Source organism: Kordia sp. SMS9 (genome assembly GCF_003352465.1).
Classification (GTDB): Bacteria; Bacteroidota; Bacteroidia; order Flavobacteriales; family Flavobacteriaceae; genus Kordia.
Genome location: NZ_CP031153.1, coordinates 177,454 through 194,298, shown reverse-complemented (window position 1 = coordinate 194,298; position 16,845 = coordinate 177,454). Strand labels below are relative to the sequence as shown.

17 protein-coding genes are annotated in these 16,845 nt (G+C 35.6%); 10 read left to right on the top strand and 7 right to left on the bottom strand.

What is annotated here, in order from left to right; translation table 11 throughout:
* Positions 1–251 precede the first annotated feature (251 nt).
* The 5 genes from pdhA (at position 252) to KORDIASMS9_RS00845 (ending at position 5,573) form a co-directional block, all read left to right on the top strand.
* Complete coding sequence (pdhA, locus tag KORDIASMS9_RS00865; RefSeq protein ID WP_114901033.1) at positions 252–1,250, top strand: pyruvate dehydrogenase (acetyl-transferring) E1 component subunit alpha; 999 nt, start codon at positions 252–254, stop codon at positions 1,248–1,250.
* A 6-nt stretch (positions 1,251–1,256) separates the two neighbouring features.
* Positions 1,257–2,918: a pyruvate dehydrogenase complex dihydrolipoamide acetyltransferase gene (locus KORDIASMS9_RS00860; RefSeq protein ID WP_114901032.1), complete on the top strand. Its 1,662-nt coding sequence runs from the start codon at positions 1,257–1,259 to the stop codon at positions 2,916–2,918.
* Positions 2,919–3,007: 89 nt separating this feature from the next.
* A complete protein-coding gene (locus KORDIASMS9_RS00855) occupies positions 3,008–3,955 on the top strand; it encodes a M20/M25/M40 family metallo-hydrolase (protein WP_114901031.1) in 948 nt (315 codons plus the stop codon).
* A 156-nt stretch (positions 3,956–4,111) separates the two neighbouring features.
* Positions 4,112–4,792 carry an SDR family oxidoreductase gene (locus KORDIASMS9_RS00850; protein WP_114905107.1) on the top strand — a complete coding sequence of 227 codons (681 nt, stop codon included), beginning with the start codon at positions 4,112–4,114 and terminating at the stop codon, positions 4,790–4,792.
* A gap of 100 nt (positions 4,793–4,892) precedes the next feature.
* Positions 4,893–5,573 carry a YceI family protein gene (locus KORDIASMS9_RS00845; protein WP_114901030.1) on the top strand — a complete coding sequence of 227 codons (681 nt, stop codon included), beginning with the start codon at positions 4,893–4,895 and terminating at the stop codon, positions 5,571–5,573.
* On the opposite strand, the gene KORDIASMS9_RS00840 is transcribed toward KORDIASMS9_RS00845, so the two are convergent.
* The 7 genes from KORDIASMS9_RS00840 to KORDIASMS9_RS00810 all read right to left on the bottom strand — a co-directional run bounded on the left by KORDIASMS9_RS00840 (position 5,563) and on the right by KORDIASMS9_RS00810 (position 10,956).
* The gene (locus KORDIASMS9_RS00840; protein ID WP_114901029.1) at positions 5,563–6,423 is read right to left on the bottom strand and encodes a PD40 domain-containing protein; all 861 of its coding nucleotides are present in this window, start codon (positions 6,421–6,423) and stop codon (positions 5,563–5,565) included. The genes KORDIASMS9_RS00845 and KORDIASMS9_RS00840 overlap by 11 nt on opposite strands.
* A 110-nt stretch (positions 6,424–6,533) precedes the next feature.
* Complete coding sequence (locus KORDIASMS9_RS00835) at positions 6,534–7,019, bottom strand: LURP-one-related/scramblase family protein (RefSeq protein WP_114901028.1); 486 nt, start codon at positions 7,017–7,019, stop codon at positions 6,534–6,536.
* Positions 7,020–7,094: 75 nt separating this feature from the next.
* The gene (locus KORDIASMS9_RS00830) at positions 7,095–7,757 is read right to left on the bottom strand and encodes a DUF4386 family protein (protein ID WP_114901027.1); all 663 of its coding nucleotides are present in this window, start codon (positions 7,755–7,757) and stop codon (positions 7,095–7,097) included.
* Between the two features lie 87 nt (positions 7,758–7,844).
* Complete coding sequence (locus KORDIASMS9_RS00825; protein WP_114905106.1) at positions 7,845–8,408, bottom strand: outer membrane beta-barrel protein; 564 nt, start codon at positions 8,406–8,408, stop codon at positions 7,845–7,847.
* 139 nt (positions 8,409–8,547) lie between these two features.
* Positions 8,548–9,321 carry a co-chaperone YbbN gene (locus KORDIASMS9_RS00820; protein ID WP_114901026.1) on the bottom strand — a complete coding sequence of 258 codons (774 nt, stop codon included), beginning with the start codon at positions 9,319–9,321 and terminating at the stop codon, positions 8,548–8,550.
* A gap of 190 nt (positions 9,322–9,511) precedes the next feature.
* Complete coding sequence (locus KORDIASMS9_RS00815) at positions 9,512–10,060, bottom strand: hypothetical protein (RefSeq protein WP_114901025.1); 549 nt, start codon at positions 10,058–10,060, stop codon at positions 9,512–9,514.
* On the bottom strand, positions 10,057–10,956 hold the full coding sequence (locus KORDIASMS9_RS00810) for a hypothetical protein (RefSeq protein ID WP_114901024.1): 900 nt from the start codon (positions 10,954–10,956) through the stop codon (positions 10,057–10,059). Before KORDIASMS9_RS00810 ends, KORDIASMS9_RS00815 begins: the two co-directional genes overlap by 4 nt.
* Positions 10,957–11,090: 134 nt before the next feature.
* Here KORDIASMS9_RS00810 and KORDIASMS9_RS00805 point away from each other — a divergent pair, with 134 nt between their 5' ends.
* The 5 genes from KORDIASMS9_RS00805 to KORDIASMS9_RS00785 all read left to right on the top strand — a co-directional run bounded on the left by KORDIASMS9_RS00805 (position 11,091) and on the right by KORDIASMS9_RS00785 (position 16,816).
* Positions 11,091–12,011 (top strand): DUF4349 domain-containing protein, encoded by a 921-nt coding sequence (locus KORDIASMS9_RS00805; RefSeq protein ID WP_114901023.1) that lies wholly within the window; start codon positions 11,091–11,093, stop codon positions 12,009–12,011.
* 106 nt (positions 12,012–12,117) lie between these two features.
* On the top strand, positions 12,118–12,717 hold the full coding sequence (locus KORDIASMS9_RS00800; protein WP_114901022.1) for a SprT-like domain-containing protein: 600 nt from the start codon (positions 12,118–12,120) through the stop codon (positions 12,715–12,717).
* A 213-nt stretch (positions 12,718–12,930) separates the two neighbouring features.
* Positions 12,931–14,007 (top strand): mannose-1-phosphate guanylyltransferase, encoded by a 1,077-nt coding sequence (locus KORDIASMS9_RS00795; RefSeq protein ID WP_114905105.1) that lies wholly within the window; start codon positions 12,931–12,933, stop codon positions 14,005–14,007.
* Positions 14,008–14,010: 3 nt separating this feature from the next.
* Complete coding sequence (locus KORDIASMS9_RS00790; protein WP_114901021.1) at positions 14,011–15,501, top strand: DUF389 domain-containing protein; 1,491 nt, start codon at positions 14,011–14,013, stop codon at positions 15,499–15,501.
* Positions 15,502–15,799: 298 nt separating this feature from the next.
* Complete coding sequence (locus tag KORDIASMS9_RS00785; protein WP_114901020.1) at positions 15,800–16,816, top strand: hypothetical protein; 1,017 nt, start codon at positions 15,800–15,802, stop codon at positions 16,814–16,816.
* Positions 16,817–16,845: the final 29 nt, after the last annotated feature.

The following is a 16,845-nucleotide window of genomic DNA, read 5'->3' as shown; positions in this document are numbered from 1 at the left end:
ACTTGAAAAAACGAATGAATTACATACAAAGAAAGAATCAAAAAATGCATTGTGTATAATTATTATGTTTTCGATAACGTTTTCGAAAGTATAAATCGTGTTAAAAGCGCGATAATTTGCCGCTACATTTTTTCACTTCTCATTAAAATAGTATTTTTGTTATTCGTATATCGAACAAACAACAACAAATAATAAACCCTAAAATGGTTTTTAGATTTCCAAAAATCACAAAACCAACCAATTTGAAATAAATGGAAAAAATCACTAAAGAAGTATACCTCAAATGGTACGAGGATATGTTATTTTGGAGAAAATTTGAGGACAAACTTGCTGCTGTGTATATTCAGCAAAAAGTACGTGGATTTCTTCACTTATACAATGGTCAGGAAGCAGTATTAGCAGGATCATTGCATGCTATGGATCTGTCAAAAGATAAAATGATTACTGCCTACAGGAATCACGTACAGCCGATCGGAATGGGCGTGGATCCTAAAAAAGTAATGGCAGAATTGTATGGAAAAGCCACAGGAACTTCTCAAGGTCTTGGAGGTTCTATGCATATTTTTGCACCAGAACAAGGGTTTTATGGTGGACACGGAATTGTAGGTGGACAAATTCCTTTAGGAGCAGGATTGGCTTTTGCTGACAAATACTTTAAAAGAGATGCGGTAACTTTGTGTTATATGGGAGATGGTGCTGTGCGCCAAGGATCATTGCACGAAACGTTCAACATGGCAATGAATTGGAAACTTCCGGTGGTATTTATTTGTGAAAACAACGGATACGCCATGGGAACTTCTGTAGAAAGAACCGCAAACCATACGGATATATGGAAACTTGGTTTGGGCTATGAAATGCCTTGCGGGCCAGTAGACGGAATGAATCCTGTAAAAGTTGCAGAAGCGATTCACGAAGCTGTTGAAAGAGCAAGACGCGGTGATGGACCAACATTCTTAGAAATGAAAACCTATCGTTACAGAGGTCACTCGATGTCAGATGCACAAAAGTACAGAACAAAAGACGAAGTAGAAGAATACAAAAAAATTGATCCAATAAACCAAGTAAAAGAAATTTTATTGGAGAAAAAATATGCTACAGAAGACGAAATTGCAGAAATGGATAAGCGTGTAAAAGCATTGGTGAAAGAATGTGAAAAATTCGCAGAAGAATCGCCATATCCAGAAAAAAGTCTCATGTACGATGCAGTATACGAACAAGAAGATTATCCATTTTTACCTCATAAATTATAATAAAACATGGCAGAAATTATAAACATGCCACGACTAAGTGACACCATGGAAGAAGGTGTTGTGGCATCATGGCTAAAACAAGTAGGTGATACAGTTGAAGAAGGTGACATTCTCGCAGAGATTGAAACTGATAAAGCAACGATGGAATTCGAATCTTTCCATGAAGGAACATTGCTTTACATTGGCGTGCAAGAAGGAGAAACCGCACCAGTTGATACGTTGTTAGCCATTATTGGTGAAGAAGGAGAAGATGTAGATGCCTTGGTAAAAGGTGGCGGAACTTCGGAAACGAAAGAAGAACCAAAAGGAGAAACTACAGAAACGAAAACAGAAGAAGCGCCTAAATCCACTACTGAAAAAGTGGAAATGCCAGCAGGCGCGATTGTCGTTACCATGCCACGATTGAGCGATACAATGGAGGAAGGAACTGTGGCGTCTTGGTTAAAACAAGTAGGCGATACCATAGAAGAAGGTGACATTCTTGCTGAAATTGAAACGGATAAGGCAACCATGGAATTTGAATCTTTCAATGAAGGAACATTACTTTACATTGGCGTAAAAGAAGGAGAAACGGCACCTGTAGATAGTATTTTAGCAATTATTGGAGAAAAAGGAACGGATGTAGATACGGTTTTGAAAGCAGCAGCTTCAGGTGATTCAGCTACTTCATCTTCAGAAGAAACGGTATCAAAACCTTCGGGAAACTTAGCCGCAGAAAGCAAAGCGGAAGCACCAAAAGCTTCTGGCAGCGAATCTTCGGGCGGTAGAATTATAGCTTCACCATTGGCAAAGAAAATTGCAGCCGACAAAGGAATTGATCTCACGCAAGTGAAAGGATCAGGTGATCATGGACGTATTATAAAACGTGATGTAGAAAACTTTACACCAGCAGCCGTAGCGGCACCAGTAGCAAAAGCGACACCTTCAGTTGCTACTCCAGCTGCGGAATCAGTTCCAGCAATCACACCATTTGTGCCAGCGGGAGAAGAAAGCAGCGAAGAAGTGAAAAACTCGCAAATGCGTAAAACCATTGCACGTCGTTTAGGAGAATCGAAATTCTCGGCGCCACATTATTACCTTACGGTAGAATTGGACATGGACAACGCGATTGCTTCTCGTAAAACCATCAATGCAATTCCAGATATCAAAGTATCTTTCAATGATATGATTGTCAAAGCTTGCGCGATGGCATTGCGAAAACATCCTCAAGTAAATACCACTTGGAACGACAATTCTACAACGTATCACAAACACATTCATGTTGGTGTAGCCGTAGCAGTTGACGAAGGATTGTTAGTACCAGTGTTGAAATTTGCAGACCAAATGAGTTTGACTACCATTGGAGGAAAAGTACGCGAATTGGCAGGGAAAGCAAGAAACAAAAAGATTTCTCCAGCAGAAATGGATGGAAGTACCTTCACCATTTCTAACTTAGGAATGTTTGGAATTTTAGAATTCACTTCAATTATCAATCAGCCAAATTCTGCTATTTTATCGGTTGGAACGATTGTCCAAAAACCAGTGGTGAAAAACGGAGAAATTGTCGTAGGAAATACTATGAAAGTAACATTAGCGTGCGATCACAGAACTGTTGATGGCGCCACAGGAGCACAATTTTTGCAAACTGTAAAACAGTATGTAGAAAATCCCGTGACTATGTTAGCTTAACATACATACACATTGAAAAATCCCACGGAAGTGGGATTTTTTATTCATAACAAGTAATAGCATCATCATCAAAAACAATCATCATCATCATGAAACATCTTAAAAATATAATTGCCATTTGCTTCCTAGCATTGCTTTTCTTTTCGTGTAAAACCAAAGAAATTGTCATTGAAGCACAAGAAGTAGACGACATTGTTACCTATTTGGCTTCTGACGAATTGGAAGGAAGAGACACCGGAACGGAAGGCATTGAAAAAGCCGCAACGTATATTGAAAACTATTTTAAAACTATTGGTGTACAACCGTATTTTGACACCTATCGAGATAGTTTTACGGTCAAAGGAAAAAATGCATTTAATGTCATTGGCTATTTAGAAGGAAATGATCCAGATTTAAAAAATGAATTTGTCATTCTTGGTGCGCACTACGATCATATTGGATTTGCAGAAGCTGTAGATGGTGATAAAATTGCAAATGGCGCGAATGATAATGCTGCTGGTGTAGGAACGGTAATGACGATGGCAAAATACTTTGCAAAGACCAAAAGCAACAAAAGAAGCATCTTATTTACATTGTTTTCTGCGGAAGAAAAAGGTTTGTTAGGTTCAAAATATTTGGCAAAAACGCTAAAGAAAGAAAACTTGAATCTATACCTAATGTTAAATTTTGAAATGGTAGGTGTACCTTTAGTTGGAAAAGATTATACGGCGTACGTAACTGGATTTGAAAAATCGAATTTGGCAGTAAAGATGAACGAATATGCAGGAAAGAAAATTGCAGGATTCTTACCAAAAGCAGGTGAGTATAGATTGTTTATGCGTTCGGACAACTATCCGTTTTTTAACGAATTCAAAATTCCAGCACAAACGTTCTGTACGTTCGATTTTACAAACTTTGATCACTATCACAAAGTAGGAGATGAGTCAGATATCATGGATTTCAATCACATGGCAAACTTTGTAAACACGTTTATTCCAGCTGTGCGAAAAGCAGTGAACGCACCTACAAAAGAGATTCAATTGACAACTTCGAAATAAGGATATTATTTGAGTTAAAAAAACGTCACTTCGAGTGAATTTGTGTCACATTGAGCGAAGTCGAAATGTAACAAATTAGTATCGAGAAGTACTTTAAAATAAAATTAGGTCATGCTGAACTTGATTCAGCAGCTCACAACTTTAGCACACTTCATTATGAAAAACGTCATCATCACAGGAACAAGTCGCGGAATAGGTTTTGAATTGGTACATTTATTTGCCAATGCAGGTTACAATGTTTTGGCATTATCGCGAAATGAAAAGCCAATTTCAAATTTGACCTATGATAATATCACTTCTTTTGCATTCGATTTAAGCAAACCAGAAGATTACGATCGCGTGACCAATTTTGTAAAAGAAAACTGGGAACAAGTTGACATCGTGATTCACAATGCAGGTTCTTTGTTGAACCGACCGTTTGGAGAAACCACGATGGACGATTTTCAATGGATTTACACCGTCAATGTATTTGGTGTAGCAGAATTGAGTCGTGTGTTATTGCCGTTTATGAAATCGGGAAGTCACGTTGTCACCATTAGTTCTATGGGCGGCATTCAGGGAAGTATGAAATTCCCAGGATTGGCAGCATACAGTTCCTCCAAAGGTGCGGTGATTACCTTGGTAGAATTATTAGCAGAAGAGTACAAAGACCAAGGAATTGCGTTCAACGTACTTGCTTTAGGTGCAGTTCAAACCGAAATGTTGGCAGAAGCATTTCCTGGATACAAGGCACCGTTAAGTGCCTTGGAAATGGCAGAATATATCTTTGATTTTTCCCTTAACGGAAACAAATACTATAACGGAAAAATAATGCAAGTTTCGAGTTCTACGCCTTGATTCCGATTGTGTAAATTCACTTTTGACACTTTTTTTACATTTGATTGACAAATTTAATAAGCACTTCAGGCTATATTCGTAGAAATGTAAAAATAAAATCATGAAGAAACTCAAAAATATTGCGTTGCCCTTAGCTGTATTAGTAATCGTATTAGTCGTTAGTGGTTACGCTAACAATGTGCCAAATACTGAACCAAAAGAACAAATATCTTCCTTAGAAAGCAAAGATCATCAGACTATAAATTTATTTGTGACTCACGGACATTGCAGTACGCCATTTGCGGGTGTTGTGACCAACTTACAGTTAGACATTGCTTCACGTAGCGATCAAGGAAACCCTTTGGAAAACATGCACATTTCCTTTGAAGTAGATCCAAATACATTTAACGTTTGTAGAGCAAAGGAATTAACAGCAACCATTAGAAAGCCAGGTTTGTTTGTTGGAGAACATAATGAAAAAATTACGTTTACATCTACAAATGTGTATACGATGGGCGTAGATTGGTATCAAGTTAATGGGAAAATGGCTATCAAAGGCATTGAAAAAGAAGTGAAATTTTTTGTCACAGGAATTAGAGATCCAAAAGAAACAATAGCAAGTTCCTTAGTGTTAAGCGGTCAAGTAAACTTATTAGATTGGGGAATTGATTATGATAAAATTGTCAATGGAAAATCGAACTCTGTGCCAACGAAATGGTTGTATCTCAATATGAGATTTGATGTGCCAGCGTATCAACCGTCTTTAGTGACTGTATCAGCGAAAGAATACATCAGCCTTTAAAAACTCTAGGATCTCCATCAAAAGCTGCATTTGTTGTCATTCTTTTGGTGGATTTGTCTTGTAAAGTATATTGGTAAATTTCCCAATTACCATCTTTATTACTGCCAAAATAGATATGTTTTCCATCAACGCTCCATCTAGCAATTAATTCAGTGCCTTTGCTGTTGGAAATATTTTCTAACGTTCCAGTTTCTAAGTTTTTTAATAAAATGTCTTGATTCCTAGTTTCAAATTTATCAGAACTAAACACTATATGCTTTCTATCAGGAGAATGTTCGCCGCGTTCATCATTGGAAGGGAAATCGGTTACTTGGGTAATTTTTTTGGTTGCGAGATCCATCATAAAAATATCATTAGTTCCTGATTGATTGTTGGTGAAAATTACCTGTGTGCCATCAAAACTCCAACTAGGATATTTCGAATATCCATTCATGTTTTGAGTGAGATTCGTTGTGGTTCCTGCTTTTTTATCAAACAAGAAGATATTAGACGTACATTGGTACAATTGTAAAAAACCGTTGGAAGCGTACAACATGTTTTTATCATCCAAAATACAGTTTTCAGGATGTTGTATCTGAGATTCTTCTCCTGTATCAAGATTCAATTTATAGCGTAAAATTTGATCGTGCTTTTGTCTTAAAAAGGAAATTTCGTTTTCCGTAATCCAAGTCGGTCCCCATTCTTCAAAAGTTGAATTTGTAAGCTGTTTTGAGTTTAGTGTTTCACTATCCATGACATAAATATCTGAGTTCCCCAAACTGCTTGATGAAAACAAAATCCTTTCGTTGACTTGCTTTTGACAGCTACTTATTGATAAAACGATTGCTAAAACTAAGATTGCTTTTTTCATATATGTTCACTTGTGTGTTCACTAATATATACAAACAAATTTTATGTTTGGATGAGTTTGTAAAATACTATAGAAGAAACTAAGCGTATAAAAAGCTAGAAAGCTAGTGCTTACGAATGATTCCCATCATGCAATATCTGATCAATAACAATGCAAGTGATTATAATAGCCGCATGGTTTTCGTCTTCTTTAATATCAACGCTGTAACTATCGCGCCAAGCAAACAGTTTTTTACTAATGGTTGCCACTTCTCTGTTATTTCGAATGAACGAAAATTCATGTCCCCAAAAAGAACCTTCAATCGTGTAGTCGTTCGGTCCAGGAACATCTAAGGTGAACTTTTTCTTAAACCAACTCCATTGCTTTTGGATATCCGCATACAATTCACCATCTATAAAGATTTGATATTTTGGCAGTAGTGTGAATAGTTTTTGTTTAATGACTGCAATTTCGTTTCTGTCTTTATCTTGAAATGATAAATTATCTCCCCAAGAGAATACTTTTCCTTTAACATAAAAACAATCATTTCCATATTCATCTTTGATAGCGAAGTTGTCTCCAAAAGACCAAAATTTTTCTTTAACGCGGTATATCATTGTGCAAGTTTTATTGGTTACAATGTATAAGTATCAAATTCATACAAACGTTACACCTAAAGAAAGCGACAGTTTCTAGTTTTTAGGTGTGGCTGACTTCCCAATCATCACAAATCCAATCCATAAAAACCAAACAATTTGCGAAATTCCAAAGATTTCTGTGAAGATATCTAATGGATAAACCGTTAAAATTCCTGCAATTCCCACAATAATGCCCAAAGCAGACAAAGGAATAGAAAAGAGTTTTTCTTTTATAGAAAGTATACTAATTAACAAAACCCAAATTCCACCTACAATTTCATTTCCGCCGCCAAGTCCTTCTGTCACAATACTGACGCTCGACCAAATAAGCATCGCATTTTCAGGATCTTTAGTGCCTATTTCTACAACTTCATGCAAACCAATATTAGAAATCATGCCGCTGGCAATGACCAAAACCACCCAAATCATTCCAAAAGCAGCGATGATTTTAGCAAAATGTGGTGCATAACTTTTGAACCGTTCATAAATTGCTGCGACCAAAATGACCAGCAAAATTCCAAACAATACATAACTGATAAAGTTTAAAATGGATAATGTGGTATAATTTTCAGAGAGAAAGTTGAATTCTTCTTGGGTACTGGCAGTTGCTTTTGGAAACGCTAAAATTCCACCATAAAATATAAAAGCAATGATATAAATCAATGCTTCTAAAATGGCAGCAACACCACCAATTTTTTGTAACCTTTTTGAATCCATAATTTCCCTTCTTTATACGAGCAAGACGAGCGGATTTGAGTTTTGTTACAAGTTTTATAATGTCTTAGAAAGTGTATGAGTAAAAAACTAATTCAACGGGAACACCACACCAAAAGTAAAAGCACCTGAAACTTGCTCAGCAGTTGGATGCAGAAAGTATGTAAGCGAAACATCTATATTGTGTTTACGTCCGATTTCTAATCCAACAGAAATTGGAATATGATACAGTGCACCACTTTTTTCAATATTAGTAGTATTTGTAATGGTTTCAAACTTCCCAAAAGACATTCCAATACCAGCTTCAAGATACGGTGCAACCCAAGGAATTGGTGCTGTTATTCTTGCTTTTCCACCAATCAAAAAAGCATTAGCATCAGATTTAAATCCAGCTTCGTTTGCAGCATTATCTTCTTCGTCACTACTTGCTAAAATAAAACCTGCATAAGGACGAACATCCAACCAATTGTAGAATTCAAGTACATATTCACCCTGAGCAAAAAAACCACTACCATTTACTTCGACATCATCATAAGGCGAACTAATTCCGTAACCAACAGACGCTTTTATGGAACGTTTGGTATCTGATTGTGCATAGGTTGAATAGAAAGTCAATAATCCTAAAAGGGTAAGAATGTATGCGGTTTTTTTCATGTTAAATTGTATGTAAATTGATGAATACGATTGTTTTAGCATTCATTGTAAGAATGCTAAGCTAAAAGTACTATTTTATGTGCAAATAAAAAAGGAAACTATGAGTAGCTTCCTTTTTTACTATTTTTATGAAATGAATTTACATTTCTTCAATAATTTTTTCAATCAGTTCTGAAGTTGAACCATACGAGATGCCTTCTTTTTTTGCAATATCAATTGCTTTTTTTGCTTTTTTCAATGCTTTCGCGTAATTCCCAGTTTTGTATAGTAGCGCTGCATGTGTATCTACGTTGTAATAGTTCGCTTCTAATTCAATAGAACGCTCTACAACTTTAATGGCTTTGAGTAAATGCCTTACATTGTCATGTTCTTTGTACGCATGCCAAGCTAGAGAATTCAATCGTGTAGAAGAATTCCAAATTTTGTCTAAGGTTGCCTGACTAAATTCGTCAGCATCTCCATGTTTTGCAGTAGCATCATAAAAACTATCGCCATCAGTCTCTGTAGATTCAATCACAGTTTCTTCTACTTCATCTTCATCGTAGTTCATGTATTTTTTGACCAAACTTTCCATCTTTGTCTTGCTCATCGCACCTTCAATTTGTTCCAAATTTGAACTGTTTTTGATGAATAAATACGTTGGCATTGCCGAAATTCCCAAAGCATCATCTACTTGGCTTTTATCGACATCAATCTTGTAAAAATCAACACGATCTTTGTATTTTTTGTTCAATTCTTTCAAAATCGGATCCATACGTTTGCAAGGTCCGCACCAAGTGGCGTAAAAATCTAGCACGATCAGGCGATCATTATCTACGAGTAGTTTTGATTCGGCGTCATCATCGGATAACTCAGTTTGCGCAACAGCGGGCAAAGCAGCGCAAAGAAATAGAAGTAGCAATACTCTTTTCATCTGTTTTAAATTTAATTCGTTTTCAATATATATATAAATATCGTGCCAAAAAATTATTGTGCTGTTTTTTCGGCGTAATTGATTTGTTGTTAGTTGATAAGAAAAAAAGTCGTATCGTTTCAGTGAGTTGATTCACAAAAAACGTTAGCGCCATAAAAAAAATCTAACAACAGCGGATCTAAAAATGGAATCAATCTAAATTCTCAAATGAAAACGAGGTATTTACTTTTTTAGTATCATCAATTTCAATCACAGAACGTTTTATGACGACTAAAACGCTATCTTTCTCAGTATACGTTGAATTGATCCGTTTTGTGAAGCTCATTTTTTGGATGGAAGTGTCATCGTTGCGAGTTTGTAGATCGCCTAGAAATTCAATGTTTTCAATGGAAATGGTTTGAATGGAATCTGCAATTGCTTCTTTAAATTTACTCGAATTTGCCAATTGCTCATTGATTGCTTCTGCGAATTCAGGATGTTTCGTCGCTAACAATTGCGCTTCGTAATTGGCTTGAAGCTTTTCAGAAATTTCTGAATCAATCGCTTCGAATCTAAAATAATTTGTGGTAAAACTTAACTCTGTGCCTTTTACGGCATCTGTAGAACCATCGGTGTCAAAATACAACTCTTGAACTTTAGAATCTTCTGTTGGCGCAGTCGAATTTTCAGATTTAGGTGAAAATTCATTGCATGAAATACAAAATAAGAAGCCGAATATGTACAATATCTTTCGCATCATTGAATCCTGAATTTAAGTTTCACAATCTGTTCATTCGCGTATACTTTGTCCAAAATTTGCAACTTTTTCAAACTACTTGTCGGAATCGTTAATAAGTTGATAAATTCTTTTTTGCTATATAGTTCAATCCCAATATCATTTTTAAACACACGATAAATTTGCGCATTCTCTGAAATCAATTCGTTCAATTGTACACGCCGTTTTTTCCAATCATCTTTGTTTCCATTCGCATAATACAATAACATGAGTGCGTAATCGTCCGTTTGTAAATGCACAGTTTTGTGTGAACTCGAATTGATATGTCGCACAATCGTATCCGTTTTATGATACGGCGATTTTACCACAAACGTCAATTGCTTTTCAGGAGTTGAGTAGGAGAAACAGCCCAAACTATCCGTTCGAAAATACAAAGAAGTTTCATTGGTGCGAATCACTTCAATATCCAACGGAATTTTTGTGATATTTTCCCGCTGATCGGCATCTACAAAACAAAAGGAAAAGATGTTTTCTGTCGGATACAAACTATAAATTCCAAACGCAAGTAATGGAACTAGCAAAAACAACCAGACAAATTTTGGAAAACGTTTGGCACTTTTTTCAACTTTAGTTTCAGCATGTTGCTGCACAAAATCATTCCAATTTTCAAAACCAGCATACACACTGAGTAAATTCAACATGTCAATACGCGGCAACTTTTCGGCATCATTCTTAATATACGTGTAAAACCATTTTTCGCTAATACTATCGTTGGTTTTACGGCGTAAATCTTCTTGAAAATCTGTAATCGTATTTCCTTTCCACGCACGAATATCACTCGAAGCTGAATGCGAAGCCAGAAATGTGGCTGCAATTTCCGTCTTTAATCGTGAAAAATGATATGTTTTTTCTGTGTTCAATTAAAATGTAAAAATCAGATAATCAGTTAATTGTATTTTGTAAATTAATTTACAAAGCTGTTACAAGTCGTTTACAAAGCTTCTTGCCAAAACGTTGATAGGTTTGTATTCGTAATCCTTAAAAATATAAAATTATGAATGCAATCACACGAAAACAAATTTTAAAATCATCAGTATGTATTTTTCTTTTCTTAATATTCATGTCTTGTCATGATGGGAATCCTAAAAGTTTTACAGAAGAACTTTCGTTAGAAAATGTCGATCTCAAATATGATTATGATGGCGTAGATGTGCTCACTACAGATGTTCAGTTTGATGTTGAAGGGAAAGGTAAAGATTATAAATATACATCACCAAGTAACGATCAGACTTTCGCTTCAAACATTCCTGAAAACTTAAAAATTATCAAAACAGCGAGTACGCGCTACAAAGTGAAAAATATTGCGCAAGCGTTGACAGATATCAAACAAATGATGTACGTGCAAGGTGGTTATATTTCGGAATTGCGTTACGATAAAAATTACAACGAAAAGAAAAACCGATTCACGATCAAAATTCCCAAAGAAAACTTTGACACCGTATTAGACGGCATTCAGAAATTTGCAGAAGAAACCGATTATGTCAACATTTCTACAACCGATGTCACAGAAAAATATATGGACGCACAAACGCGCTTGCAAACCAAAATAGAAGTGAAAGAACGTTTGGAGGCAGTTTTACGAAAAAATGCAAAAACCGTGAAGGATATTTTGGCGACAGAAAATCAATTGCGCGTCATTCAAGAAGAAATTGAAGTTGTTCAGGGAAAACTCAAATACATGAGTAGCCGAGTGGCGTTTAGTACGATTCAAGTAGAAATTTATGAAACCATTGAATACAAAGAGCAGCCTGTGGCCTACAAAAAGGGTTTTGGAGCTAAAGCTAAAGAAGCTTTGTTAGGAGGTTGGCATTTTATACAAAGTCTATTCATTGGCATTTTATCCATTTGGCCAATCATTCTACTTGCAATTGTTGGAATTATCTTTTTTAGAAGATGGAGAAAGGGGAGAAAGTAATTTTTAAATCTCAAAATACAACCTGACGTTTCCATTCCCGAAATCGTCAGGTTGTCAAGGATATACTTTATTGCTTTTCCAAACAAATGTGTATTTTTGTGAAACCGTGAAAGAAATACTAGCCAAATACATTCCTGAACGCGCTGTAGATCCTACTTTTGAATTGATCAAAGCGCATCAGGTGCATTTAAAAATCGTCAATCAACGTGTCACACGACATGGCGATTATCGCAGAATGCCCGATGGTAAACACATGATTACCGTAAATGCTGGCGAAAATAAATACCGGTTTTTTGTAACCTTAATTCATGAAATTGCACATTTGGTTGCGTATGAAAATTTTGGGCGTTTGATAAAACCGCACGGAATCGAGTGGAAACGCACCTTTCAACAATTGATGCTGCCGTTTATCAATCCGCAGGTATTTCCCATGAAGATTTTACCGATTGTGGCAAATCATTTCAAAAACCCGAAAGCCAGTAGTGATACAGATGCCAAATTTGCGTTGGCACTGAAACAATACGATCCAGAAAATGATAAAAACTATGTATTTGAAATTCCACATGGCAGTACATTCCGATTACACAACGGGAAAATATTCAAACGCGGCAACAAACGTGTCAAACGCTATGAATGTGTAGAAGTTTCTTCGGGTCGTGTGTATTTGTTCAACCCAAATGCGGAAGTGGAATTGTTGCGGAGTTAGTTATTAATAGAACTATTGGGACTTTTAGTGAACCAAATTATATCTAATTTGTACAGAAAATTAAATGAGACTTTACAATATATCCGAACATCTTATTTTTATAACCGATCAACGATACCAAACCATCAATAATCTACAGTTTTGTTAGGTATTTCCGCAATCTGTATTATATTGCCTTCATAACAAAAAAAACTACCACGAAAAATGACGAAAATGAACAAGAATTATTATGCCATTCTCATGGCTGGCGGCGTAGGATCGCGTTTTTGGCCGGTAAGTACATCTAGCTTCCCGAAGCAGTTTCACGACATGTTGGGAACAGGAGAAACCTTGATTCAAAAGACATTTAGTAGACTCTCAAAGCTCATTCCAAAAGAAAATATCTACATTCTTACGAATGAAAAATATAACGATCTGGTTTTAGCACAATTGCCAGATGCCACACAAAAACAAGTGGTGTTAGAACCTGCCATGCGCAATACAGCACCCTGTATTTTATATGCTTCGCTCAAAATTCAGAAAGAAAATCCAAATGCCGTGATGGTCGTAGCACCAAGTGATCATTGGATTGAAGATGAAACTGCTTTTGTGGACAATTTACAAGCTTCTTTTGACAAATGCGAACAAGAAAATGTACTGATGACGTTGGGGATTCAACCAACATTTGCAAATACAGGATACGGATATATTAATTTTGAAAAAAGTGAACATGCAATTAAAAAAGTGCATCAATTCACGGAAAAGCCCGATTATGCAACAGCGAAAACCTTTTTTGAAAGCGGAAATTATTTGTGGAATGCAGGAATTTTTATTTGGAGCGTCAAAACGATTGTAACATCTTTTCAAAAATTTCAACCAACACTGTACGCGTTATTTGAAAAAGGCATTTCGGTGTACAATACAGACTTTGAAGACGATTTTATTCGGGATAATTATGGAAAATCTGAAAACATCTCGATTGATTATGCCATCATGGAACACGCAACACACGTGTATGTACTGCCAGCAACGTTTGATTGGAATGATTTAGGAACTTGGGGAAGCTTGTATGACAAATTGGACAAAGAGGAAAACCGTAATGCGGTTGTCAATGCAAAACCTATATTGCAAGAAGCAAGTGGAAATATGATTCGCACGACGAATAAAAAAGTCGTGGTGATTGATGGATTAAATGATTATATTGTCGTGGATAAAGAAGATGTTTTGTTAATTTACCCAAAAGCAAAAGAGCAAGACATTAAAAAAGTTTTACAAAAAGTTAAAGACACCTTTGGTGAAAATTACGGATAATACATGAGTACAGAAGGCGAAAACAAATTTAATTTTACAGAAGACGAACCCAAAGAAACTACCAATGGAACGCAGGTTGTAGATGACCCGAAAGGTTTATGGGAAGGATTGAAAAGGTTTTTACACAATCTTTTAGATATTCGAGATGACGTAGATAAAGATCAAACCATTGAAGATGTCAAAAAAGATGTTCCGTTTAGAGGGGCAACGACTTGGATTTTAATTTGTTCCATCTTTATTGCTTCGGTCGGATTGAATGCAGATTCGCCAGCAGTTGTTATTGGAGCCATGTTAATTTCCCCATTAATGGGACCAATTCTGGGAATGGGAATGTCGATTGCGATCAACGATATTTACACGCTTCGTAAATCGTTGATCAACTTCATAGTCATGGTTGTGGTGAGTATTTTGACCGCCTTTCTATTCTTTAAATTTTTTCCTTTACAGAAAGATTCTTCTGAATTATTAGCTAGAACAGCACCCGATATTCGTGATGTTTTGATTGCTTTTTTTGGTGGTTTGGCATTAATTATTGCGAGAACCAAAAAAGGAACCATTGCTTCTGTGATTTTTGGTGTGGCAATTGCAACCGCCTTAATGCCGCCATTATGTACGGTAGGTTTCGGACTTGCCAAAGGCGGATCTATAGGATTGGGATATGCAGGTGGTGCCATGTATTTGTTTACCATCAACACGATATTTATTGCCTTAGCTACCTTTTTGGTGTTGAAATTGCTGCGTTTTCCAATGTTGAAATACGCCAATTCTAAACGGCGAAAACGAATTTCACGATTGGCTTCTTTGGTCGCTTTTGCAGTGATGATTCCTGCAGTTTGGACCTTTTGGAATGTGTTGCAGGAAAGCAATATCAGTAGAGATTATAATTTATTTGTAGAAAAAATAGAGAAAAACCCTCAAGTTTGGCTACAAAAGCGAAAAGAAGATTTAGACATAGACAATAGAACCATATTTCTGCACTTTAATGGAGAAGTTTCCTCTGTTTTAGAAGCGCAGTATAGAAGCGATATCAAAGAATATGAAAGTATCAAAGATTTTACATTAGAGATTTTTGGTAATAAAAATAGAAGTGTTGATAAAATTTCAGATGCGTTAGACAGGGCTTACAAAGATTTAGATCAAAAAGAACTTGTGATTAAAGGATTGCAGGAAGAAAATACTAAATTGAAACAAGATAAATTAAATTTAGAAGATCAATTAAAATCGAAAGCTTCTTCACAGAATGAAAAATATGTTGCTTTCAGTACCTTATCCAAAGACGCAAAAATACAATATGCAGATTTACGTCAATTTGGATATGCTAGAATGTTGAGTTCTAGTAATTTTAGTACCGTAGATACCATTCCAGTAGCTGCCGTAAAATGGAATCCTGCGTTGAGTGATAGCATTCAAACGCTTCGCGAAGCAGAGTTGAAAATATGGTTGCAGCAAAAACTAGCCTTAGATACCTTAATTGTGGAGCGTATTAGAGAGTAAATAAATTAAAAAATTATACTTCATTAAAAAGCGGACTTAGTAAGGTTCGCTTTTTTAGTATAGAAAAGATTATCGGAAACGTCATGCTGAGCTTGACTCAGAGTCTCATCATATTGATTTCTAATCTTTATGAGAAACTGAATCATACTGAATCAAGTTCGGTATAGGAGTTCAGCACAAGAGTTCGGTTTGACGTAAGTTATACTTTTTAGACAGTCTTTCTTTTGTGTAAAGTATTTTTGTAACGTTTCAAAGAAAATCTATACAAATATTTCTAGAAACCGTAAATATTACCATCATGAACAAAAAATCAATTCTTTTAGTACTATTCATAATTTCAATATGTATTTCTTGTACAACTGACAAAAATTCCAACACTGCTTTAGAAGGAACTTGGATTGTAAGCTACTTTCAAACTAGTAACGATGCTAACAATACATTTAGAGATGCTCCCGACTATATTCATCTGATGGATTTTAAAGGAAATACGGTGCGACTTAAAAGTTTTAACTCTAAAAACTCAGGAGGGTATATTGATACCGTTGTTAATTTTTCATTAACGAGTAATACAATCAAACTTGGGAATGAAGTAGAAAATCAACTAAAAATTTCAACCGATAGTATTGTTCTTTCGAGTATGATTGATGACAAAATGTATCAAACTATCTTGAGAAAATTGCCTAAAAATTCTAAAACTATAAATTGGAATCCAACGGGAAAACATTATAAAACATACTACGATGATACAGAAGCATATTTTGACTTTACCAATGATTCTGTAATGTATTCGTTCAGTGAGGCTACTAGTATATTGAATACAAGTTTTTGGAGGGTTGAAAATGTTGACAATCGTACCATATTAGTTCAAAATAATGACGGTGTTTTCCAAGTAACATACGGCGTTGTGGATTCATTGGTAAACGATAAAGTATATATCACTGATTATCTTTTTCAAGAAAGATCACAAGTTTTTGAGGAAGTAAACAAGGCTTATAAAAAATCGCCTTCATTATATGGAACTTGGAAGCTGGTTTACAAGGAGAAACTTCCATTGGATTCGTTGCGAACAACAGTTCCTTTTTCGCTAGATAATTTTGAAAAGATACGTATTAGTAAAGATTCTGTATATTTTGTTGGTAAACCTTTTACAAGACGTTGTGATTGGAAATATTATGAAAATTTGGAAACCATATTATTGGAGAAAGCCAACAAAACTATCAAAGTTTCTAAAGTCACAAAAGACAGTCTGATTCTAAAAATGGATCTCTCTGAAGCGGATTTTTTAAGCAGAGAATATATCTTAACTCGCGAATAATACCATTTTAAATGTAAATTGGTATACTA